The 22,464-nt window shown below is 70.4% G+C and carries 18 protein-coding genes and 6 tRNA genes; 10 read left to right on the forward strand and 14 right to left on the reverse strand.

Features of this window, described 5'->3' with window-relative positions:
- Positions 1-101 precede the first annotated feature (101 nt).
- On the reverse strand, positions 102-1,214 hold the full coding sequence (locus G3I60_RS16350) for a Glu/Leu/Phe/Val dehydrogenase dimerization domain-containing protein (protein WP_138355815.1): 1,113 nt from the start codon (positions 1,212-1,214) through the stop codon (positions 102-104).
- A 386-nt stretch (positions 1,215-1,600) separates the two neighbouring features.
- Between G3I60_RS16350 and G3I60_RS16355 the strand changes: the two genes are divergently transcribed.
- On the forward strand, positions 1,601-2,446 hold the full coding sequence (locus G3I60_RS16355; RefSeq protein WP_164607341.1) for a hypothetical protein: 846 nt from the start codon (positions 1,601-1,603) through the stop codon (positions 2,444-2,446).
- A 480-nt stretch (positions 2,447-2,926) separates the two neighbouring features.
- On the forward strand, positions 2,927-3,133 hold the full coding sequence (bldC, locus tag G3I60_RS16360) for a developmental transcriptional regulator BldC (RefSeq protein ID WP_003949541.1): 207 nt from the start codon (positions 2,927-2,929) through the stop codon (positions 3,131-3,133).
- A 438-nt stretch (positions 3,134-3,571) separates the two neighbouring features.
- On the opposite strand, the gene G3I60_RS45455 is transcribed toward bldC, so the two are convergent.
- From G3I60_RS45455 to G3I60_RS16390, 6 genes are all read right to left on the reverse strand, one after another.
- Positions 3,572-3,754: a DUF6274 family protein gene (locus tag G3I60_RS45455; protein WP_138355813.1), complete on the reverse strand. Its 183-nt coding sequence runs from the start codon at positions 3,752-3,754 to the stop codon at positions 3,572-3,574.
- A gap of 140 nt (positions 3,755-3,894) precedes the next feature.
- Positions 3,895-3,969, reverse strand: a tRNA-Asp gene (locus G3I60_RS16370).
- Between the two features lie 161 nt (positions 3,970-4,130).
- On the reverse strand, positions 4,131-8,120 hold the full coding sequence (gene hrpA, locus G3I60_RS16375) for an ATP-dependent RNA helicase HrpA (RefSeq protein ID WP_164295150.1): 3,990 nt from the start codon (positions 8,118-8,120) through the stop codon (positions 4,131-4,133).
- A gap of 313 nt (positions 8,121-8,433) precedes the next feature.
- Positions 8,434-8,507 (reverse strand) — tRNA-Phe (locus G3I60_RS16380).
- 4 nt (positions 8,508-8,511) lie between these two features.
- Positions 8,512-8,586, reverse strand: a tRNA-Asp gene (locus tag G3I60_RS16385).
- Between the two features lie 38 nt (positions 8,587-8,624).
- Positions 8,625-8,697, reverse strand: a tRNA-Glu gene (locus G3I60_RS16390).
- A gap of 220 nt (positions 8,698-8,917) precedes the next feature.
- Between G3I60_RS16390 and G3I60_RS16395 the strand changes: the two genes are divergently transcribed.
- From G3I60_RS16395 to G3I60_RS16430, 8 genes are all read left to right on the forward strand, one after another.
- Complete coding sequence (locus tag G3I60_RS16395) at positions 8,918-9,268, forward strand: metallopeptidase family protein (RefSeq protein ID WP_187145304.1); 351 nt, start codon at positions 8,918-8,920, stop codon at positions 9,266-9,268.
- Positions 9,269-9,398: 130 nt separating this feature from the next.
- Positions 9,399-9,869, forward strand: a complete 471-nt coding sequence (locus G3I60_RS16400) for a hypothetical protein (protein WP_164295149.1) — start codon at positions 9,399-9,401, stop codon at positions 9,867-9,869.
- Between the two features lie 295 nt (positions 9,870-10,164).
- Positions 10,165-12,522, forward strand: a complete 2,358-nt coding sequence (locus tag G3I60_RS16405; RefSeq protein WP_164607344.1) for a DEAD/DEAH box helicase — start codon at positions 10,165-10,167, stop codon at positions 12,520-12,522.
- 106 nt (positions 12,523-12,628) lie between these two features.
- Positions 12,629-14,188 (forward strand): amino acid permease, encoded by a 1,560-nt coding sequence (locus tag G3I60_RS16410; protein WP_164607346.1) that lies wholly within the window; start codon positions 12,629-12,631, stop codon positions 14,186-14,188.
- A gap of 83 nt (positions 14,189-14,271) precedes the next feature.
- Positions 14,272-14,344 (forward strand) — tRNA-Lys (locus tag G3I60_RS16415).
- A gap of 190 nt (positions 14,345-14,534) precedes the next feature.
- A tRNA-Lys gene (locus G3I60_RS16420) sits at positions 14,535-14,607 on the forward strand.
- A gap of 148 nt (positions 14,608-14,755) precedes the next feature.
- On the forward strand, positions 14,756-15,046 hold the full coding sequence (locus G3I60_RS16425) for a ribosomal protein L7/L12 (protein ID WP_244809254.1): 291 nt from the start codon (positions 14,756-14,758) through the stop codon (positions 15,044-15,046).
- Between the two features lie 166 nt (positions 15,047-15,212).
- Positions 15,213-15,707, forward strand: a complete 495-nt coding sequence (locus tag G3I60_RS16430; RefSeq protein ID WP_187144931.1) for a GtrA family protein — start codon at positions 15,213-15,215, stop codon at positions 15,705-15,707.
- 5 nt (positions 15,708-15,712) lie between these two features.
- On the opposite strand, the gene G3I60_RS16435 is transcribed toward G3I60_RS16430, so the two are convergent.
- From G3I60_RS16435 to G3I60_RS16465, 7 genes are all read right to left on the reverse strand, one after another.
- Positions 15,713-17,194, reverse strand: a complete 1,482-nt coding sequence (locus tag G3I60_RS16435; RefSeq protein ID WP_164607348.1) for an MFS transporter — start codon at positions 17,192-17,194, stop codon at positions 15,713-15,715.
- A gap of 111 nt (positions 17,195-17,305) precedes the next feature.
- Positions 17,306-17,821, reverse strand: coding sequence for a MarR family winged helix-turn-helix transcriptional regulator (locus G3I60_RS16440; protein ID WP_164295145.1), 516 nt, complete (start codon positions 17,819-17,821; stop codon positions 17,306-17,308).
- Between the two features lie 85 nt (positions 17,822-17,906).
- Positions 17,907-18,794: an endo alpha-1,4 polygalactosaminidase gene (locus G3I60_RS16445; RefSeq protein WP_164607350.1), complete on the reverse strand. Its 888-nt coding sequence runs from the start codon at positions 18,792-18,794 to the stop codon at positions 17,907-17,909.
- A complete protein-coding gene (locus G3I60_RS16450; protein ID WP_164607352.1) occupies positions 18,791-19,555 on the reverse strand; it encodes a spherulation-specific family 4 protein in 765 nt (254 codons plus the stop codon). The genes G3I60_RS16445 and G3I60_RS16450 overlap by 4 nt, the downstream gene beginning before the upstream one ends.
- A complete protein-coding gene (locus G3I60_RS16455; protein WP_164295142.1) occupies positions 19,552-20,634 on the reverse strand; it encodes an NAD(P)-dependent oxidoreductase in 1,083 nt (360 codons plus the stop codon). The genes G3I60_RS16450 and G3I60_RS16455 overlap by 4 nt, the downstream gene beginning before the upstream one ends.
- Positions 20,635-20,643: 9 nt before the next feature.
- Positions 20,644-21,357: a sugar phosphate nucleotidyltransferase gene (locus tag G3I60_RS16460; RefSeq protein ID WP_138355802.1), complete on the reverse strand. Its 714-nt coding sequence runs from the start codon at positions 21,355-21,357 to the stop codon at positions 20,644-20,646.
- Between the two features lie 104 nt (positions 21,358-21,461).
- Entirely contained in the window at positions 21,462-22,454 is a 993-nt protein-coding gene (locus G3I60_RS16465) for an SDR family NAD(P)-dependent oxidoreductase (protein ID WP_164295141.1), read from the reverse strand.
- Between the last annotated feature and the right edge of the window lie 10 nt (positions 22,455-22,464).

The following is a 22,464-nucleotide window of genomic DNA, read 5'->3' on the forward strand; positions in this document are numbered from 1 at the left end:
CGTTCCGGGGGAGATCACCGGGCGGTCGCCTGCCCCCGGACAGGCGACCGCCCGCCGCACACCAGGTGAGCGGCGGGTGACCGGCGGGTAAGTGGCTGAAATCAGCCTGCCTCGGGACGCAGCCAGTCGGCGGCCGGGGTCCGGTCCGCGATGCGCTGCTCGGCGAGCCGGTCCGCGGCGGCGGCCGGCGGAATGCCGTCGGTCCGCGCACGGTCGAAAATGGCGGCGGTGGTGTCGAAAATCTTCGTCGCCTTGGCCTTGGCCCGGTCGAAGTCGAAGCCGTGCAGCTCATCCGCGACCTGGATCACGCCACCGGCGTTCACCACGTAGTCGGGCGCGTAGAGGATCCCGCGGTCGGCGAGGTCCTTCTCGACGCCCGGGTGGGCGAGCTGGTTGTTGGCCGCGCCGCACACGATGGTGGCGGTGAGGGCCGGCACGGTCTCGTCGTTCAGCGCGCCGCCGAGCGCGCAGGGCGCGTAGACGTCGAGCGGGGTCCGGATCAGGACATCGGCGTCGGAGACGGCGCTGATCTGCGGGTGGCGGGCGCGGATCCGGTCGACGGCGTCGGCGCGGACGTCGGTGATCACGACCTCGGCACCGTCCTCGATCAGGTGCTCCACCAGGTGGTGGCCGACCTTGCCGACGCCGGCGATGCCGACCCGGCGGCCGCGCAGCGTGGGCTCGCCCCACTGGCTGCGGGCGGCGGCCCGCATGCCCTGGAAGACACCGAAGGCGGTCAGCACGGAGGAGTCGCCGGCGCCGCCGTTCTCGGGGGAGCGGCCGGTCGTCCAGCGGTTCTCGCGGGCGACGACGTCCATGTCGGCCACGTAGGTGCCGACATCGCAGGCGGTGACGTAACGGCCGCCGAGCGAGGCCACGAAACGGCCGTAGGCGAGCAGGAGTTCTTCGCTCTTGATCGCTTCCGGATCACCGATGATCACGGCCTTGCCGCCACCGTGGTCGAGGCCGGCCAGAGCGTTCTTGTACGACATGCCGCGGGAGAGGTTGAGGGCGTCGAGCGCGGCCTCTTCGTCGGTCGCGTAGTCGTAGAAGCGGGTACCGCCGAGGGCCGGGCCCAGAGCGGTGGAGTGGAGCGCGATGACGGCCTTGAGGCCGCTGGCACGGTCCTGGCAGAAGACGACTTGCTCGTGTCCGCCCTGTTCCGACCGGAACAGTTTGGAGACGACGCTGGAAGTCTGAAGAACGTCGGTCACGGTGGTGACTCCTGCAGTCCAGAGGTTGCCCTCCGTGCGGGTGGGGAGGGCCGGTTGGCGCAAGCGTATTGCCCGCAGGCGGCCCGTACGGCCGTAGGGCCCGGCCGGGTGATCGCCAACGGCCTCCGCTGCGCACGGTACGTCCTCCCGAGCACCGCTCCGGGCCGCGCCGTAGCGGGCCGCGGCCGCCGGAAGGCACTCTGAGGGAACGCGGAAAGAGCGCGGAAAAAAGTGGACGAGGGTGTTCCGGAGCTGTGCGGAACGACACTCCGGAGGACCCCTCGGCCGGCGCCGGCCCCCCGGACGGGCACAGTGCTGTGGATCACCCCCACCGCGGGCCGGAGCGTGGGACGATTCGGGTGAGAGCCGGTCACGAGGGAGCGGGTGTGGGCTTGTCGTCGGTGCTGGTCCCGTACGCGGCGTATCTGCGGGTCTACGAGCCGCTGGCGGCGTTCCCCGAGCCCGAACGCACCCACTGGTACCGGTATGCGGCCGCGGGCGAGGTGCGGACCGCACAGGACGAGCTGCGGCAGTCGCTGGCCGACCTGCTGCCGGTCCCGCCGGTGGCCGTCCCGGTGCACGAGAGCCGCGACGCCTTCGTGGCCGTCGTCAACGGCGTGACGCACATCTGCCCCTGGCGTACCCGGCTGCGCGGCTGGCTGGCGCTGGACGCCCTCTCCGAGCAGTTTCCGGAGATCGTGCTGGACGCCGTGCTGCCCGCCGTGGTGCGCGCGCAGGCCGAGGCGGACCACGAGGCATGGCGGGAGCGCAACCCGGACGCCCGGCCGTGGATCCGCTCAGCGACCTGGCACGTACCGGTCCGCTGGTTCGCCCTGTTCGGCGATGACGAGCGGGAGTACGAGCCGGCCGGGCTCGGCGAGTCCAAGGAGCCGCTGATGCGGTACCGGACGCCGATGGTGCAGGCCCGCCGCCGGGTGGCGCGCGGGCTGCGGGTGCTCAAGGACGCGCTGGAGGAAGGCCCGCTGATCGACGGCCTGATCGACGTGGGCCGCTGGCTCGAGGAGTTCCACCCGCGTTCCATGGTCGAGCTGGACTACGGCGGCCTGGTGCACGCGATCCCCGAGGCGGATCTCGCGGAGGACCGGTCGGCCGCCGATGTGGCCGAGGGTCTGGCCGCGCTCAAGGACGGGTCGGGAGCGGCCGCCTCCGAGGCGTACGAGCGGCTCACCGAGCGCTGGCGGACCATCCGCGAACTGCAGTTCGCGAGCTGACGCCGGCGGCTGCCGACGCGCCGCCGGAGGGCCGGGGACGTTGGTCCCGATCCGGGCCATTGGCTCAAGCGTGACGGAGAGCACGTAACTGGACTCTTGCGGACATCCCTACCGGTCGTGCCAATATGGGACAACGAGTCCTGGAAGAGCTTATTCCGTCCAGCAATGGGCGGGTTGTCCGGTATTGCATATCTTGAGGGTGGGGATGGGGCTGGTGATCCAGCTGTGACTGATCGTCACTCTGGAGTGACTGTCCGTTATGGCATGGTCCATCGGCTTCCGTAGAGCTTGAACCCCTGAGAGGGCAATTCCATCGGTTTGGCCGACGAGGCTGGACGGATGGTGTAGTTGTAGTGCCGAGGACAAGCCGTTCGTCCTATTACCGACTCGGCCCGCGTCCGCCATTTCGGGCAACACGGGTCAAGGTGCAGAATTTAGAGGAAGAACCGCGCTGGTTCGGTTCTCTCGAGGAGGCCGCTCATGACCGCTCGCACCCCTGATGCCGAGCCGCTGCTGACCCCCGCTGAGGTCGCCACGATGTTCCGCGTGGACCCGAAGACGGTCACACGGTGGGCCAAGGCTGGGAAGCTCACGTCCATCCGCACGCTCGGCGGGCACCGCCGCTACCGCGAGGCGGAGGTCCGCGCACTTCTGGCGGGCATTCCGCAGCAGCGCAGCGAGGCCTGACTAGCCCTTACATGCCCTTTAGGGCCGTCTTATGGGGCCCCCACCCCATAAGTCACCTGCTCCACCAGCTCCACGGGCTCCCTGCCCCCATCGGGGACGCCACAAGGACACAGAAGGTCGCATCGGACTCCGCCGGGTCCGATGCGATCTTTTTTGTGCTCCCAGGGGCCCTTGAGGGGCGCCACGAGGCCACTGAGGGGGCGTTGCGGGACGTTGCGGGGCTTTCGCGGGCAGTTGCGCCGGGCGGCGCGGCCGGCCGTACGCGCGCCTCTGTGGGGTCCGCTGTGGAGTCTTGTGGGCATCTTGCGCGGACCTGTCGGTGCCGACCGATGCGCATCGCGGGCAGATCGGGCACAGGTGCAATTGCACATATTAAATTGACACCCCCCAGAAGGGGGTCGAGTTCCCCACGTCTTGGAAATCTTTGGGTGACGCCCGTCACACGCACGGGTCTTGTGGCTGCTCAGATCCTTGCGGTAATGGGGAATCGGGCTTCAGAAGCGCAAGCCGCAGCAGGCGGTGGCAGGTGACGCAGTGTCGGGTGAGGTGCCTGGTCCCTGAAGCGGCCGCCAGGTGGGCGCGCAGGAGCGCCCTCGTCTCGTGCCTGGGAGTCGGCGTCATACCGAAGGCGTACCGGCGGCCGCCAGGACCCGTCAAGACGGCGCACAGCCCCGGCCGCCGGGCGGGGCACGGGGAGCGGCGCGGGCCGCCGGCAACGCGAAAGGCCCGGATCCACAAGGGATCCGGGCCTTTCGATGATGCGGTCCTGACGGGATTTGAACCCGCGGCCTCCACCTTGACAGGGTGGCGAGCACTCCAAACTGCTCCACAGGACCAGGCTTTGCCGCGCTGAACCTTCCTGCGCTGCGAGAGAGACTGTACAGCAGGTCAGGGGGTGGGGTCGAACCCGTTCGGCGGCACGGCCGCGGACCGGCCAACGGCCCCTCGCGGACCGTCCCCCGGGACCGGCCCGCGCCGGCCCCCGCACCCGGAGCCGTCAGCCCCAGGCCTCGTCCAGCACCTTGAAGATCCGCTTGTCGGAGACCGGCTGCGAGGTGCCCAGCGCGTGCGCGAAGTAGCTCACCCGTAGCTCCTCGATCAGCCAGCGAATGTCCCGAACCTTGTCCGGAACCGGGCGCCCGGCCGGCCGGGACGCCAGCAGCTCCGCGTACTCGCGCTGGATCTCCAGCACCTTCTCCATGCGCATGGTGTCCCGCTGGACGTTCGTGGGCATCTGCTGGAGCCGGCGGTCGACCGCCACCAGGTACCGCATGAGGTCCGGGAGCCGCCGCAGCCCGGTGGCCGTGACGAAGCCGGCCGGCACGAGGGCCGCCAGCTGCTCCCTGACGTCCGTGAGGTTGGCGACCAGTACCAGGCTCGTGGTGCCCTTCAGACGGCGCTCACAGGCCTGCCAGGCGGCCAGCACCTGCTGGACCCGGGCCACCGTCTTCACGGTCACGTCGACCAGGTCGGTGCGCACCTTGTCGAAGAGCTTGCGGAACGATTCCTCGTCCCAGGCCGGCCCGCCGTGGTCGGCGATCAGCTTGTCGGCGGCGGCGGTCACACAGTCGTCGAAGAGCGCCTGGATGCTGCCGTGCGGATTGCGCGAGAGCGCCAGCTTGGCCTCGTTGTTCAGCTGGCCCTGGGCGAACTTCGACGGGTTCGAGGGGATGTTGAGCAGGATCAGCCGGCGGGTGCCGCGCCACATCGCCGCGCTCTGCTCGGCCTCGGTGTCGAAGAGCCGCACGGCGACGCTCGCGCCCTCGTCGACCAGCGCGGGGAACGCCTTCACGGGCTGACCGCCGTATGGGGCATCCCCAGCGCGGAGCGCGAGGGGAAGGGTCTCGAAGGTGCGCGGCAGGCTCCCGATGGTCCACTGCGTCAGGCCGGTGCGCTGCTCGATGCCGATGGCGTCGGCGGCCTTGGAGATGACCTCACGCGTCTTCGGCTTGAGCCGCAGCGTGAGCGCCTCCAGGTCCTTGTCCTCGGCGAGCTTGCGGCCGCGCTCGTCGGTCACCCGGAAGGTGATCTTGAGGTGGTCGGGGACCTTGCCGAGGTCGAAGTCCTCGACGTCCATCCGGACGCCGACCATCCGCTGCAGCTCGCGGGCGAGGGTGTCGGGCAGCGGCTCCTGGACGGGCACCACCCGGTCCAGGAACGCCTTCGCGTAGTTCGGCGCGGGGACGTAGTGCCGGCGGATCGGCTTGGGGAGCGACCGGATCAGTTCGGTGACGACCTCTTCGCGCAGGCCCGGGATCTGCCAGTCGAAGCCGTCGGGGACGACCTGGTTGAGCACCTGGAGCGGGATGTGGACGGTCACGCCGTCCGCGTCCGCGCCCGGCTCGAACTGGTACGTCACCTTGAACTTGAGCCGGCCCTGGCGCCAGGAGTCCGGGTAGTCGTCCTTGGTGACGGTCTGGGCCGCCTCGTTGATCAGCATCGACTGCTCGAAGTTGAGCAGTTCGGGTTCGTCCCGGCGCTTCTGCTTCCACCAGGAGTCGAAGTGGGCGCCGGATACGACGTCTTGTGGCAGCTTCTGATCGTAGAAGTCGAAGAGCGTCTCGTCGTCGACCATGATGTCCCGGCGGCGGGCCCGGTGTTCGAGCTCCTCGACCTCACCGAGCAGCTTGCGGTTGTCGTGGAAGAACTGGTGATGGGTGCGCCAGTCGCCCTCGACCAGCGCGTTACGGATGAACAGATCCCGCGAGACCTCTGCGTCGATCCGTCCGTAATTCACCTTGCGCTGCGCGACGATCGGCACGCCGTACAGCGTCACCCGCTCGAACGCCATCACCGCGGCTTGATCCTTTTCCCAGTGGGGCTCGCTGTAGGTGCGCTTCACCAGGTGCTGCGCGAGCGGCTCGACCCACTCCGGCTCGATCTTCGCGTTGACCCGCGCCCACAGCCGCGAGGTCTCCACCAGCTCGGCCGACATGATCCAGCGCGGCGGCTTCTTGAACAGCGCCGAACCGGGGAAGATCGCGAACTTGGCGCTGCGGGCGCCCAGATACTCGTTCTTGTCGGTGTCCTTCAGCCCGAGGTGCGACAGCAGCCCGGCGAGGAGCGAGGTGTGCAGCCGCTGCGAGTCGGGAGCGGCGTCGCTCTCCTTCTCCTCCAGATGGATGCCCATGGTCTTGGCGACCGAGCGCAGCTGGCTGTAGATGTCCTGCCACTCGCGGATCCGCAGATAGTTCAGGAACTCCGACCGGCACATCCGGCGGAAGGCCGAGGACGACAGCTCCTTCTGCTGCTCGCGCACATAGCGCCACAGGTTCAGATACGCCAGGAAGTCGCTGGTCTCGTCGGCGAACCGGCGGTGCTTCTCGTCCGACTGCTGCTTCTTCTCCGCGGGCCGCTCACGCGGGTCCTGGATCGACAGCGCTGCCGCGATCACCATGACCTCACGGACACAGCCGTTGCGGTCGGCCTCCAGCACCATCCTGGCGAGCCGCGGGTCGACGGGCAGCTGGGCCAGCTTGCGGCCCAGCGGCGTCAGCCGCTTCTGGTGGTCCTTCTCCTTCGGGTCGAGCGCGCCGAGCTCCTCCAGGAGCTGGACGCCGTCCTTGATGTGACGGCTGTCCGGCGGGTCGATGAAGGGGAACTTGGCGATGTCGCCCAGCCCGGCCGCCGTCATCTGGAGGATGACGGACGCCAGGTTGGTGCGCAGGATCTCCGCGTCGGTGAACTCCGGGCGGGACTCGAAGTCCTCCTCGGAGTACAGCCGTACGCAGATGCCGTCCGAGGTACGCCCGCAACGGCCCTTGCGCTGGTTGGCGCTGGCCTGCGAGATCGCCTCGATCGGCAGCCGCTGGACCTTGGTGCGGTGGCTGTAGCGGGAGATACGGGCATTGCCCGGGTCGATCACGTACCGGATGCCGGGCACGGTCAGGGACGTCTCGGCGACGTTCGTGGCCAGCACGATGCGGCGGCCGGCGTGCTTCTGGAACACCCGGTGCTGCTCGGCCGAGGAGAGCCGCGCGTACAGTGGCAGCACCTCGGTGGAGCGCAGGTTCAGCTTGTTGAGGGCGTCCGCGGTGTCGCGGATCTCCCGTTCGCCGGAGAGGAAGACCAGGATGTCGCCCGGGCCCTCGCGCTGGAGCTCCTCCGCCGCGTCGCAGATCGCGGTGACCTGGTCGCGGTCGTCGTCATCGCCCTCTTCGGCGAGCAGCGGCCGGTAGCGGACCTCCACCGGGAACGTCCGCCCGCTCACCTCGACGACCGGGGCGTCCCCGAAGTGCCGGGAGAAGCGCGCCGGGTCGATGGTGGCCGAGGTGATGATCACCTTGAGGTCGGGGCGGCGGGGGAGCAGTTGGGCGAGGTAGCCCAGGATGAAGTCGATGTTGAGGCTGCGCTCGTGCGCCTCGTCGATGATGATCGTGTCGTACTGCAGCAGCTCGCGGTCGGTCTGGATCTCCGCGAGCATGATGCCGTCGGTCATCAGCTTGACCAGGGTGCGGTCGCCGACCTGGTCGGTGAAGCGGACCTTCCAGCCGACGGCCTCGCCGAGCGGGGTGTCCAGCTCCTCCGCGATCCGGTCCGCGACGGTACGGGCGGCGATCCGGCGGGGCTGCGTATGGCCGATCAGGCCCCGCACCCCGCGCCCCAGTTCCAGACAGATCTTGGGGATCTGGGTGGTCTTGCCCGAGCCGGTCTCACCCGCGACGATCACGACCTGGTGATCGCGGACGGCCGCCAGGATCTCGTCCTTCTTCTGGCTGACCGGCAGCTGCTCGGGGTAGCTGATCTTCGGCACGGCGGCGCGCCGGCGTTCCACACGCGCCTCGCCCTGCTCGATCTGGCCGGCGATCTCCGCCAGCACCGCCGCGCGGGCTTCGGTCTTGCGGATCCGGCGGGCGCCTTCAAGACGGCGGCCGAGCCGCACTTCGTCGCGGAGCGACAGTGCGGAGAGACGGGATCCCAGGTCGGCGAGGGTGGCGGGGCCGGGCTGGCCGGCGGCACTGGAGGCGGAAGCAGGCTGCGTAGACATACGGCCCCCAGGATCTCACCCGGCCGGAAGAGTCCGCGAATCATTTCGCCGCGGTGCGAGCGGGGCTCGACGCGTACCGGACCGGGGGCGGCGCGCGGCCGGGGCGGGAGATCCGCCAAAAGTCGTTGAATCCGGGCCTGAATGGCGGGGGATCGACGGGGGTGCGGGGCGGGGCTCCGGTGCGGGGGAGTGTGACGCATCGGACACCGGCGAAGAGCTGGGCGGGGGAGTTCCGAGCGGAGGAGTTCTGCTGGGGAAGTTCTGCTGGGGAACGACGAAGGCCCCGTCCGGAGACGGGGCCTTCGTCGTGCGGTGGCTGGGGCCGGGGTCGAACCGGCGACCTACCGCTTTTCAGGCGGTCGCTCGTACCAACTGAGCTACCCAGCCGCAGCGGTCCTGACGGGATTTGAACCCGCGGCCTCCACCTTGACAGGGTGGCGAGCACTCCAAACTGCTCCACAGGACCTAGCTATGTGTAAGACGAGTCTCACACACGGTAAAGCGTACCCCCAACGGGATTCGAACCCGTGCTACCGCCTTGAAAGGGCGGCGTCCTGGGCCACTAGACGATGAGGGCTAATTGGCCCGCCTTGGGCGCTTGCCGGCGCCGTCGGGGACGAGAGAAGCATATGGGATGCCGCCGGGTATCGCCAAAACGGTTTACCGGCCGGTCGCGGGGGCGGTCGGGGCCGGGTGCGGGGTGGGGTGAAGGGCCAGGTGAAGGGTGGGCCGAGGGGGCGCCCGGAAGTGATGCCGTACGCCGGGGGAAAGTGCCGCCCATGACCGACAATGGGCGGGTGCTGGAGATGACGCGCGAGGAGTTCGAGGAACTGGTCGGCGAAGCGCTCGACCGGATTCCGGCCGAGCTGACACGGCTGATGGACAACGTCGCCGTATTCGTCGAGGACGAGCCCGACCCCAAGGACCCCGATCTGCTCGGCCTCTATGAGGGGACACCCCTGACCGAGCGCGGTGAGTGGTACGCCGGGGTCCTGCCGGACCGGATCACGATCTACCGGGGGCCGACGCTGCGGATGTGCGACAACCGCGCGGACGTGGTCGCGGAGACCGAGGTGACGGTCGTTCACGAGATCGCCCACCACTTCGGCATCGACGACGAGCGGCTGCACGCGCTCGGCTACGGGTGAGGTGACGGGCGGGCCGCACGCGCTCGGCCATGGGGTGACGTGACGGGCCGGGCGTGTCCTGGGGGGTGGCACGGGCGTTGGGCACCAGAGACCCTGCCCGCCGCGTCCTGACTCCCCGAGGTGCATGCACGTGCCCCCTTCCTCCTCCCGCGCCGCCGCGCGGACCGCCGGAGCCCTACTCGCCGCCACCGCCGTCCTGCTGACGGCCGGCTGTATGAGCACCGGGGACTCGCGGGACGATCCGCGGCCGCAGGGGGTCTCACCGTCGGCGCGGGTCGGCGCGGGGCCCGATGGAACGCTGCCGGACGGCACCAGGGTGGTGCCGGGCGGGCACAAGGCCAAGCCGAACGGGTCGCCGTCCGCGTCCGCCTCCGCCGGCGGGGTGCCGCCGGTGAGCGGTGCCCCCGCCGCCGTGAAGCCGGCACCGTCCCCGGGAGCGGGCAAGCCGTCCGCCGGGCCGGGCGGTGCCACCCCCACCACGCCGGCGTCCAGCCCCACGCCTTCCGCCACGGTTTCGGCGACCACCGAGCCTCCGGCTCCGCCCGCGTCGACGCCCGCCTCGCCGTCGGAGTCACCCGTCGAATCGGCCCCAGCGGCGTAACCGGCCCATCCAGCGCATCCAGTGCATCCGGTGTAACCGGCATCACTCGCCGGCCCCGGTGAATCCGCCGTATCCGGTGTAAAGTAGGTGGCCTAGCAGCGTGCTCCCGGCCCGATTGGTCAATCGGGCCGGAGATGCGTATGCTGGTAGATCGTTTGATCCTAATGCCCGGCGCCGAATCCGAAGAGCGCCGCGTGGCGCGTTCCTTTTCTCCAGGCTGCTGACCGCATTGAGGCGGTTGTATGCGAACCCCGGAGCTGGCGCGTGCCGAGTCTCCGAGAGGTTCAGCTTTAGCATGCCCATTAACACCGCCGACCGTACCGCCATGCCCATGGACGACTCCGTGGCTGACGACACCACGATCGACACCACGGCCGAGATCACCGCCGTCGAGTCCACCGAGACCGACGCCGTCGAGGCCGACACCACCACCGACTTCACCGTCACCGAGGACGACGCGGCCGCCGACGCCGTAGTCGCCGGTGACGACGCTTCCGCCGAAGAGGTTTCCGCCGAGGCCGAAGAGGCCGAGGAAGAGGAATACACCGGCGTCACCTTCGGCGAGCTGGGTCTCGCCGAGGGCATCGTCCGCAAGCTCGCGCAGAACGGCGTCACCAAGCCGTTCCCGATCCAGGCCGCGACCATCCCGGACGCCCTGGCCGGCAAGGACATCCTCGGCCGTGGCCGTACCGGCTCCGGCAAGACGCTCTCCTTCGGCCTTCCGCTGCTGTCGCTGCTCGCCGGTGGCCACACCGAGAAGAAGCGCCCGCGCGGCATCATCCTGACGCCGACCCGTGAGCTCGCCATGCAGGTCGCCGACGCGCTGCAGCCGTACGGCGACGTTCTCGGCCTCAAGATGAAGGTCGTCTGCGGCGGTACCTCGATGTCCAACCAGATCTACGCGCTGGAGCGCGGTGTCGACATCCTCGTCGCCACCCCGGGCCGGCTGCGCGACCTGATGAACCGTGGCGCCGCTTCGCTCGACAAGATCCAGATCGCGGTCCTCGACGAGGCCGACCAGATGGCCGACATGGGCTTCCTGCCCGAGGTCACCGAGATCCTCGACCAGGTTCCGGTCGGCGGCCAGCGTCTGCTGTTCTCCGCCACCCTGGAGAACGAGATCGACTCGCTGGTCAAGCGCTACCTGAAGGACCCGGTCACGCACGAGGTCGACGCGGCGCAGGGCGCGGTCACCACCATGACCCACCACGTGCTCGTCGTGAAGCCGAAGGACAAGGCGCCGGTCACGGCCGCCATCGCAGCCCGCAAGGGCCGCACGATCATCTTCGTCCGCACCCAGATGGGCGCCGACCGTGTCGCCGAGCAGCTCCTCGAGTCGGGCGTCAAGGCCGACGCGCTGCACGGCGGTATGACGCAGGGCGCGCGTACCCGCGTGCTGGAGGACTTCAAGGGCGGTCTCGTCAACGTCCTCGTCGCGACCGACGTGGCCGCGCGCGGTATCCACGTGGACGGCGTCGGCCTGGTGCTGAACGTCGACCCGGCCGCCGACCACAAGGACTACCTGCACCGCTCGGGCCGTACCGCCCGTGCCGGTGAGTCCGGCACGGTCGTGTCGCTGGCGCTTCCGCACCAGCGCAAGACCATCTTCCGTCTGATGGAGGACGCGGGCGTCGACGCCTCGCGCCACATCATCGGCGGCTCGGGCGTCTTCGACGAGGAGGTCGCCACGATCACCGGCGCCCGCTCGATGACCGACGTCCAGGCCGACTCCGTACAGAACGCCGCGGCGCAGGCCGAGCGTGAGGTCGCCGAGATGACCCGCGAGCTGGAGAAGCTGCAGCGCCGGGCCACCGAGCTGCGCGAGGAGGCCGACCGCCTCACCATGCGCTCGGCCCGCGAGCGTGGCGAGGACCCGGAAGAGGCCGTCGCCGCCAAGGCCCTGGAGATCGCCGAGGCCGCGGCTGCCGAGGCAGTCCGGATCGCGGCCATTCCGGTCCAGCCCGAGCCGCAGCGCCGTGACGACCGGGGCAACTACGGCCGTCGTGACGACCGTCAGGGCTCCGGTGGCTACCAGGGCCGCGACCGCCGTGACGAGCGCCCCTCCGGTGGCCGTTCGTTCGAGCGTCGTGACGACCGTCCGTCCTCCGGTGGTTTCCGCTCCGGCGGCGACCGCCCGACCGGTGGCCGTTCGTTCGAGCGTCGTGACGACCGTCCGTCCTCCGGTGGTTTCCGCTCCGGCGGCGACCGTCCCACCGGTGGCCGTTCCTTCGAGCGCCGCGACGAGCGCCCGTCCTCCGGTGGCTACCAGGGCCGCGACCGCCGTGACGAGCGCCCCTCCGGTGGCCGTTCGTTCGAGCGTCGTGACGACCGTCCGTCCGGTGGCTTCCGCTCCGGCGGCGACCGCCCGACCGGCGACCGTCCCACCGGCGGCCGTTCCTTCGAGCGCCGCGACGACCGTCCGTCCACCGGTGGCGGCTTCCGCTCCGGCGGCGCCGACCGTCCGGCCTTCAACCGTGACCGCCGCGAAGAGCGCCCGGCCACCGGCGGCGGCTTCCGCACCGGCGACCGCCCCGTGAACCGCGACCGCCGCGACGAGCGTCCGGCCGGCCGCACCTTCGAGCGCCGTGACAGCCGCCCGGGTCAGACCGGCACCGGCTCGATCGACCGCAAGCCGCGCTGGAAGGCCAACTGACCAGGCCTGAACCTGCCTGACCGAACGGGCCCGCCCGATGCCATTGGCATCGGGCGGGCCCGTTTTTCGCGCATGGTGTGCCCCCAGCGAGGGAATTGCTGGGGGCATGACAACTGTGCAGAAGGATCAGCAGGACCAGCCGGATCCCCCCGAGGGATCCGATGAGGAGCGCCTCGCCCAGCTCGGCTACACGCAGGTGCTGGCGCGGCGGATGTCGGCGTTCTCGAACTTCGCGGTGTCGTTCACGATCATCTCGGTGCTGTCCGGGTGTCTGACGCTGTACATGTTCGGCATGAACACCGGTGGCCCCGCGGTCATCATGTGGGGCTGGGTGGGCGTCGGGCTGATGACGCTCGTGGTCGGGCTGGCCATGGCGGAGGTCTGTTCGGCGTATCCGACCTCGGCCGGGCTGTACTACTGGGCACGGGCGTTGGCGCCCGAGCGCAGTGCCGCCGCCTGGGCGTGGTTCACCGGCTGGTTCAACGTGCTGGGGCAGGTCGCGGTGACCGCGGGCATCGACTTCGGGGCGGCGAGCTTCCTCAACGCCTATCTGACGCTGCAGTTCGACTGGCCGGCCACCCCCGGGCACACGATGCTCCTGTTCGCCGGGATCCTCGTCCTGCACGGCGTCCTCAACACCTTCGGGGTGCGGATAGTCGCCCTGCTGAACGACATCAGCGTGTGGTGGCACGTGATCGGCGTGGTCGTCATCGTCGGGGCGCTCGCGATCGTCCCCGACAGCCACCAGTCGGCGTCCTTCGTCTTCACCGAGTTCGTCAACAACACGGGCTGGAACAGCAGCCTCTACGTGGTGCTGATCGGCCTGCTGATGGCGCAGTACACGTTCACCGGCTACGACGCCTCCGCCCATATGACCGAGGAGACCCATGACGCGTCCGTCGCCGGACCGCGCGGCATCGTCCGGTCCATCTGGACGTCCTGGGTCGCCGGCTTCGTACTGCTGCTCGGCTTCACCTTCTCCATCCACAGCTACAGCGGCGCGCTGGACAGCGACACGGGCGTCCCGCCCGCGCAGATCCTCATCGACGGGCTCGGCGCGGCCGGCGGCAAGGCCCTGCTGCTCGTCGTGATCGTCGCGCAGCTCTTCTGCGGTATGGCGTCCGTCACGGCCAACAGCCGCATGATCTACGCGTTCTCGCGCGACGGCGCCCTCCCGTACTCCCGGGTCTGGCACCGCATCAACGAGCGCACCCGGACGCCCACCAACGCCGTCTGGCTCGCCGCCTTCGGCGCGATGCTGCTCGGCCTGCCGTATCTGATCAACCCCACCGCCTACGCGGCCGTGACGTCGATCGCCGTGATCGGTCTCTACATCGCCTACGTCATCCCGACGTTCCTGCGGTTGCGCAAGGGCGACGCCTTCGAGCGCGGGCCGTGGCACCTGGGGCGCTGGAGCCGGCCGATCGGGATCTTCGCGCTGGGGTGGGTCGCGCTGATCACCGTGCTGTTCATGCTGCCGCAGGTGAGTCCCGTCACGGCGAAGAGCTTCAACTACGCACCGGTGGCGGTCCTCGTCGTCCTCGGTTTCGCCGCCACCTGGTGGCTGGTCTCCGCCCGTCACTGGTTCCTCAAACCGGCCACCACGGGGGACACGGCCGGGCCCGGCGCGGGTGGCGGTCCCGGGGCCGACACGCCGACCGGCTGATCCGGGGCGCGGTCCGGGCGCAGATCATCCGCAGCCGATAAGACTCGGACCTGCGCCCCTCGCCGGGCTATGCTGCGGGTTGCGGGCCATTAGCTCAATTGGCAGAGCAGTGGACTTTTAATCCATTGGTTGTCGGTTCGAGTCCGACATGGCCCACTGTGAGAGCCGCAGGTCGTCCCCGGATGACCTGCGGTTTCTCTGTGTCGGGGTGGCTGGATCCGGTCCTGCGGGCGCCGGCGGCCCGGCCGTGCGGGGCCGCACCTCCGCCGCCGGCCCTTCCTGCGGCTGACCGGCAGCGATGCGGCGCGGACCCCGGTCCGCGCCCGGCTATGCTGGGAGGAACAACGGGCCGTTAGCTCAATGGTTAGAGCAGTGGACTTTTAATCCATTGGTTGTGGGTTCGAGTCCCACATGGCCTACCCGCAGGCGTACCGGTCTCGCCACCGGCGTCCTGCGAGAGCGCCCCGGTCGGGTTTCCCGACCGGGGCGCGCCTCTGTCCCCGTCCGGTAGGGGCTCCGACGGGGGTCCGGGTGGGGCCTTTGCCCACTTCGGTAGGGTCTTGTGGCGTGACCTACATAGTGGTGTTGTTCGCGCTCGTCGGCGCCGGCATGTTGTTTTCCGCGATCGAGCGGAAGGTCGACCGGGTCGAGCGGAGGATCCGGCTCATGGAGCGCCGTCAGGAGTTGATCCTGCGTCACCTCGGTATCGAAGAGGTGGACGCCCCCGACCTGCGGGAGATCAACGAGCTGGTGCGGCAGGGGAAGAAGATCCAGGCGATCAAGGCCTACCGCGAGCTCACGGGCGCGGGGCTGAAGGAAGCCAAGGAAGCGGTCGAGCGGCTGCCCGGGAACGTCTGACCTGCGGGGGAGCGCCCCCGCTGCGTCCTGCGGTGGAGATTGTCAGGGATGCCGCTAGGGGGCGGGGTAGGGATAACCCCCAGGTGCAATGGGGCATGAGCCGGATGGGTCGGGGTCCCCCGGTGCGGCAAAGTCAGTGACACCCGCCACTGACAAGGAGTTCGACATGGCCGCCACCTCGGTACCAGCCCCGGTCACCACCGGACCGTTGGCGGCCTTCGTGCGCTTCGTCGTCTGCGGCGGGGGAGTTGGGCTGCTGTCCAGCGGGGCGCTGCTGCTGGTCTCCGGCCATGCGCCGATCGCGCTGGCGAACGCGGTGGTGACCGTCGTGTCCACCCTGCTCGCCACCGAGCTGCACGGCCGCTTCACCTTCCGGGCGGGACACGCGCGGCCGGCCGACCACCTGAAGTCCGGCCTCACCGCCACCATTTGCTACCTGTTCACCACCGGCGCCCTGCTCGCCCTGCACGCGGTCCACCCGAACCCCGGGCCGCTGCTGGAGCAGAGCGTCTATCTGTCGGCGTCCGGCCTGGCGGGCATCGGCCGCTTCGTGGTCCTGAAGGTCATGGTCTTCGCGACCGGCTCCAAGGCCGCGGCCGGCACCCGCCCGGTCGGCAGGAAGGTCCTGCTGACCCGCCGGGCGGTCACCGTCGCCGCGTAGTCGCCTCAGGCCCGGCGGCGCCGGGCCGGGAGGGTCGTCACGGCGAGGACCAGGGCCACCGCGATCAGCCCGGCGCCGACCGTGAAGGCGAGATGGTAGCCACCGGTCAGCGCCGCGGGGGCGGACCGTCCGGCGCTCAGCAGGTGGGCGGTCCGGGAGGTGGCGAGGGTGTTGAGGAGCGCGAGGCCGAGCGCACCGCCGATCTGCTGGGTGGTGTTGAACAGGCCGGAGGCGACACCGGCGTCCCGTTCGGTGGCACCGGACATGCCGAGCCCGGTCAGGGCCGGGATGGCCAGCCCGAAGCCGGCGAGCGACAGCATCACGGGCAGCAGGTCGACGAGGTAACTTCCGTGCACGGGGACCCGGCTGAGCAGCAGGAGACCCGCGAGCAGCAGCGCCAGACCGGACACGACCATCGTGCGTTCGCCGAACCGGCCGGTCAGCCGGGCCGAGAAGCCGAGCGAGACGATCCCGATCACGACGGCGGACGGGAGCATGGCCAGCCCGCTCTTCGTGGCACCGTAGCCGAGCACGTGCTGCATGTAGAGGACGACGAGCACCTGGAAGCCGAACAGCGCGGCGATCATCAGGACCTGGATCGCGTTGGCCCCGGACACCTGGCGGGAGCGGAACACCCGCAGCGGCAGCAGCGGGGCGGCGGCCTTCGCCTGGCGGAGGACGAACCCGGCGAGCAGCGCGGCCGCCAGGGCGCCGAGACCGAGGGTGCGGGCCGAGGCCCAGCCGTTCTCACCGGCCTGGACGATCGTGTAGACACCGAGCATCAGACCGGCGGTGACGAGGGCGGCGCCCGTCGCGTCGGCCCCGGAGCGCAGGCCGAGGCCGCGGTCGGGGACGAGGGTGCGGGCGGCCAGCACACCGGCGGCGACGCCGATCGGCAGATTGATGAAGAAGATCCAGTGCCAGCTCGCGGACTGGGTGAGAACGCCGCCCAGCACCAGGCCGATCGAGGCCCCGGCGGCACCGACGAAGCTGAACGCGCCGATCGCCTTGGCCCGTTCGCGCGGCTCGGGGAAGAGCGTCACGATCATCCCGAGGCTCACCGCGGACGCCATCGCGCCGCCGACACCCTGGACGAACCGGCCGGCGATCAGCAGCTCGGGCGAGCCGGCCACCCCGCACAGCAGCGAGGCGGCGGTGAAGAGGGTGATGCCCGCCAGGAACATCCGCTTGCGGCCGATCAGGTCGCCGAACCGTCCGGCCAGGAGCAGCAGACCGCCGAACGCGATCAGGTAGGCGTTGACGACCCAGGCGAGGTCCGGCTGCGAGAAGCCGAGGTCGCTCTGGATGGCGGGCAGCGCCACGGTCACGATGCTGCCGTCCAGGATGACCATCAGCATCCCCGCGCAGAGGATCGCGAGGGCCAGCCAGCGGGAGCGGTCGTGGGGCGGGGTCCGCGGATCCGGATGCTGCTGGGTCGGGCGCTGGGTCCGGGTCCCGGTCTGCGGTGTGGATCTCGTCAGCGGCATGAGGGCGTCTCCCTGCTCGGGTGGTCGAGGCATGCGCGGCGTTCGCGGGCGTTCGAAGCCGACAAGAGAGACGCTAGCAGATAGTTTTGTAATAGACGATATCTTTCGGAACTAGATCCGGGCCTCCCGGGCCCGGCGGACCGGACGTGGTGATTCCACGGGGGTGGCCAGCCGGCCCTCGGTCAGCCGCTGCAGGGCGGCGGCGAACACCTTCCGCTCGCCCTCCGGAAGCGTGCCGAGCACCTCGCTGTGGATGCGATCGATGATCGCCAGGCCGTCGGTGATGTGCTGGACGCCGGCTTCGGTGACCGAGATGATCCGCGCCCGGCGGTCCGTGCTCGAAGGGCGGCGCTCCGCGAGCCCGGCCTTCTCCAGCTCGTCCATCGTCACGACCATCGTGGTCTTGTCGAGGTCCGCGAGCTCCGCCACCTGCGCCTGGGTCAGCTCACCCGGCAGCGCGTGGGCCAGTACGCAGTGCAGCCGCGGCGAGCTGTCGATCTCGGCGAGCGCCGCCGTCAGTTCGGTGGTGAGCACATGCGCGATGTGCTTCAGCTGGAACGTGAGGTCCGGGACGCTGCGGACCGGCGGGGTGGGCCGGTGCGCGTCCGGAGTCGCTGTGGGTGCCATGACGCGAGCGTAACAAAACTCGTCCTGTACGGGATCGTCCCGTAGGGGACGACATGGCATGGGTGGGGGTCTCGAGGGCCCCGGGCTAGCAGGGCTGCCGCCACGCGTCGAGGTTCAGGTGCTTGAGCATCGAGCTGAGGCGGAGCCGCCGGGCGGTCGGACAGAACTCCGTCGTCGCCAGGGAGTACTCGGTGTGGAACACCGCCTTGCCCGCCGTGATGAACGGGGTCAGCTCGTCGCACTCGTCGTTCTGCGCGCACTCCTCGTTGACGGCGAAGTCGAAGTCGCCGACCAGCTCCGGGATCTGCTCCAGGTCGTTCTTGAGGCCGACCGACATACCGCGCTCATGGGCGAGCCCGGCGAGCATGCGGTTGTACGCGAGCTGGTCGGCGGCGGTCAGCGGGAAGCCGGTCCGGTTGGTGTAGGCGTCCATGAGATCGGGCTCGACCCCGTCGAAGCCCTTGGTGCGGCACATGTCGAAACGTTGCGCCATCAAGGGGCGCAGCAGGTCGAGGCGGCGGATGTCCAGCCACCGCTCGCCGCTCCAGCCGTTGCCGAGGCCGAGGAGGGCGGTGGGGAACGCCACCCGGTCGGGGCGGAAGTTCTCCCAGGCGCCCGCGTTGACGTAGCAGATCACCTTGCGGCCGGCGGCGTGCAGCCGGGCGACGGTGGCGGCGTCGTTCTCGAAACCGTCGATGTCGTAGACGGGTACGTCGACGCTGGTGTCGACCTTGCCGCTGAGCTGCCACTGCCAGGCGGTGCCGGGAGGCGGCCGCCAGCGGTCGGACGGCGGGGCGGGGATGGGTGAGGGGATGGGGGAGGGGCGGTGGTGGTCCGGGCCGGGATCCGGGCCCGGATCGGGATCGGAACCGCAGGCGGCGAGCAGCAGAAGGAGGAGCGGGAGAAGAAACGAAGGGAGGAACGAGGGGAGGAACGCCGACGGCCGGGAGCCGGTGCCAGACCTGCGGATCAACGGTTCTCCTCCTGCTGGTGCCGATGCCGCCCCCGGAGCCCGGCGACATCGGTGAGGTCCGGGGACGTGAGGTCCGAGGACATGACGTCCGGGGACGTGAGGTCCGGAGACACACCCTGCCAGGGGTTGGCGCCGCTTCCCGGGACCGCGCAGTGCACGGCCGCGCCGCGCAGCCGGGCGGTACGGGAGGCGAGGCCGCAGAGCCTGGCCGGGACGTCGTACACGAGATGGCAGAAGCGGTCCGCCGGATACGTACTCGTCCAGGCCGGTACGGCCGCCGCCGCGCGGTACGTCGCCCAGCTGCCCTCGAACGTCACCAGCAGATCGGCGAACTCGGCGTACCCGGGCGCGGGGTGCACGCCCGGGTTGAGGACGACCGTCCGGGAACCGCCGGCCCGCGCGGTCCGCGCGGTCCGCGCGAGCCAGCGGTAGTAACTCAACAGCCCGGCGTCGGGCGCGGCCTGGTCGAAGAAGACGCCGTCCGTGCCGTACCACTTGCGGTGGCGGCGCAGGTCGGCGACGACCGCGTGGGTGGGGCGGCGGCCGTACGCGGTGTCCACGTATCCGAGGACGCGCACGCCCGCCGCCCGCAACTCCTCGGCCACCGCCACGAAGGCGGGGTCCCGGACCGTGCCCGGCCCGTCGGCGACGTTGAGCACGACGCCGTAGAGCAGGTCGGCGGCCCCTACCAGCGTCCGCCAGGCGCCGGGGTCGACGGCCGGGTGGACGTAGAGCGGGACGAGGAGCTTTCCGTCGCTCATGGCGCGGCCGTGACGCCGGCCGTGACGCCGGCCGTGACGCCGGCCGTGACGCCGGCCGTGACGCCGGCCGTGACACCGGCCGTGACACCGGCCGTGACACCGGCCGTGACACCGGACGGTGCCCTGGGCGGAACGGCTACCGGTGCGCCCTCGTTCCACAGGTCCGCGAGCGACTGCGCGAGGCTGAACTGGGGCCGCCAGCCCAGGGCCGCGGCCGCCGCGGAGATGTCCGCGCGCTGCCAGGACACCGCAGCCGAACGGTGCGACCCGGCCCCGCTCTCCTCGACCCGGCCCCGGAAACCGGACGCGGCGACCAGCCCGTCCGCGATGGCGCGCACCGGGGTGGCGCCGCCGCCCGCGATGTTCAGGATCCGCGGCAGCGGCCCCGGGGCCATGGCCGCGAGGACGGCGGCCCGCGCCACGTCCCGTACGTCGACGTAGTCGCGGTACGCGGAGAGATCGCCGACGCGGATCACGCCCTCCGCACCCTCCGGGAGCACCCGGCGCAGTTCGGCGACGAACCGGCCCGGCAGGCTCGCCCCCGGCGATCCCGGGCCGATCGGGTTGAAGACCCGCAACACCGTGGCGTCCAGGGCGGATTGGGCGACGATGAGCGTGCCGGCCAGTTTCGTGGCCCCGTACGCCCCCGGCGGCCGGGTCGGTGCGGACTCGTCGATGGACCGGCCGGGGGCCGTGGCCCCGTACTCCCCGGCAGAACCGAGGTGGACGAGACGGGCGGTGGGCGCGGCCCGCCGCAGCGCCTCGCAGAGGACGGCGGGTCCACGGGTGTTCACCTCCGCGAGCCGCAGCGGGCTGTTGCCCACCGAGCCCACGCAGTTGACGACGGCGTGTGGACCCAGCGCCCGCAGCGCCTCGGTGAGCGCGTCGACGGAGATGGTGGTGAGGTCGATCGGCAGGCCGTCGACCAGGGCAGGTGGGGAATCGGACGGGAGGGCGGGCGGGGCGACCGGGGTGGACCGGCCGGCGCCGAGCACCCGCACACCCGGGAGGGCGCGCAGCTGCCCGGCGACGTGGGCGCCGAGGAATCCGGTGGAACCCAGACAGAGAATGCGTCGCATGGCGTCGGGTCACGCCCCCTTGAGCAGCAGTCCGCGGTGGGTGGTGAACTCGGCGTTGGCCCGGTCGTAGTCGTCGGGACGTCCGATGTCGAGCCAGTAGCCGTCGAACTCGTAGGCGCTCGGCGGGGTCTTCGCGTTGAGCAGGTCGAGCACCACCTCGTCGAAGCCGAGCGGCAGCCCGGGTGTGTAGTCCAGGAGCGTGGAACGGGACAGGCCGTACACGCCCATCGAGACCCGGTAGTCGATGCTCGGCTTCTCGGTGAAGGCCACGACGTTGCCCGAGTCCGTGGTCAGCACCCCGAAGTCGATCTTCACCTTCCGGGCGTAGGTGGCGATGGTGAGCGGGCTGTCGGCGGTCTCGTGGTGCCGCAGCACGTCCCCGAAGTCCAGGTCGGTGAGGATGTCGCCGTTCATCACGAGGAACTTCTCGGGCAGCCGGTCGAGCATGGTGAGCAGCGGCCCCATCGTGCCGAGCGGGCTGTCCTCGGTGGAGTAGCCGACGCGCATCCCCCACTGCGAACCGTTGCCGACGTAGGCGCGGATGATGTGGCCCAGGTGGCCGATGGCGATGGTGCAGGTGGTGAAGCCGGCGTTCGCCAGCTGCCGCATCACGATCTCCAGGATCGCGTGCTGGTCGCCGATCGGGACGAGCGGTTTCGGCAGGGCGGTCGTGTAGGGCAGCAGCCGGACGCCCTTGCCTCCGGCCAGAATGACTGCGTGCATGTGGTTGGTCCCCCCTCTGGCCTGGCGGCCAGACGTCGCGTCCGGTTCCGGGGTTCGATCCGGGACCGGGAGATCCGGAAGAGTCGGTTCCGGGAAATCCGGAGTCAGATGTTGTAGAGCTCGGTCTTGTAGCGGGCGAGGTTCGCCGGGTCGCGGAAGAACGCGATGGTGTCTTCCAGCCCCTGCTCCAGGCTGTGGTCGGGCGCCCAGCCGGTCGCGTCACGCAGCCGCGCGGCGTCGCAGACCAGCCGCATCACCTCGGAGCCGGCGGGCCGGATCCGCTGCTCGTCCTCGATGACGTCCAGATCGGTCTCCATGAGCTTGCCGATCAGCTGCACCAGGTCACCGACGGAGATCTCGCCTCCCGTCCCCGCGTTGAACGTCCGCCCGACCACGCTCCCGGCGGGCGCGGTCCCCACCGCGAGGAACGCCCGCGCGGTGTCCCGTACGTAGGTGAAGTCGCGCGTCGGCCGCAGGTCGCCGAGCGTGATGGTCCGCTCCCCCGCGGCCACCTGCCCGATCACCGTCGGGATCACCGCACGCATGGACTGCCGCGGCCCGAAGGTGTTGAACGGCCGCAACGTCACCACCGGTGTACCGAAGCTCGCGAAGTAGCTGTCCGCGAGCCGGTCGCCGCCCGCCTTCGAAGCGGCGTACGGGGACTGGGTGTTGATCGGGTGGTCCTCGGAGATCGGTACGGTCTGCGCGGTGCCGTACGTCTCGCTGGTGGAGGTGTGCACCAGCCGTGGGATCTCCAGCTGGCGGACGGCCTCCAGCACGTTCAGCGTGCCGGTGACGTTGGTGTCCACGTAGGAGTGCGGTGCCTGGTACGAGTACGGGATCGCGATCAGCGCGGCCAGGTGGTAGACGGCCTCGGCGCCGTCCATCAGCCCCCGGACGGAGCCGGGGTCGCGGACGTCGCCCAGGACCACGTCCACCTGGCTCATCGTCTCGGCGTCCAGCGTCTCCAGCCAGCCGAAGGACGAGAACGAGTTGTACTGGGCCATCGCGCGCACCCGGTGGCCCGAGGCGACGAGCGCCTCCACCAGGTGTGAGCCGATGAAGCCTTCGGCGCCGGTGACGGCTACCAATGTCATGTCGAATGCT

Origin of the sequence: Streptomyces sp. SID13666 (genome assembly GCF_010548325.1) — a bacterium.
GTDB lineage: Bacteria > Actinomycetota > Actinomycetes > Streptomycetales > Streptomycetaceae > Actinacidiphila > Actinacidiphila fildesensis.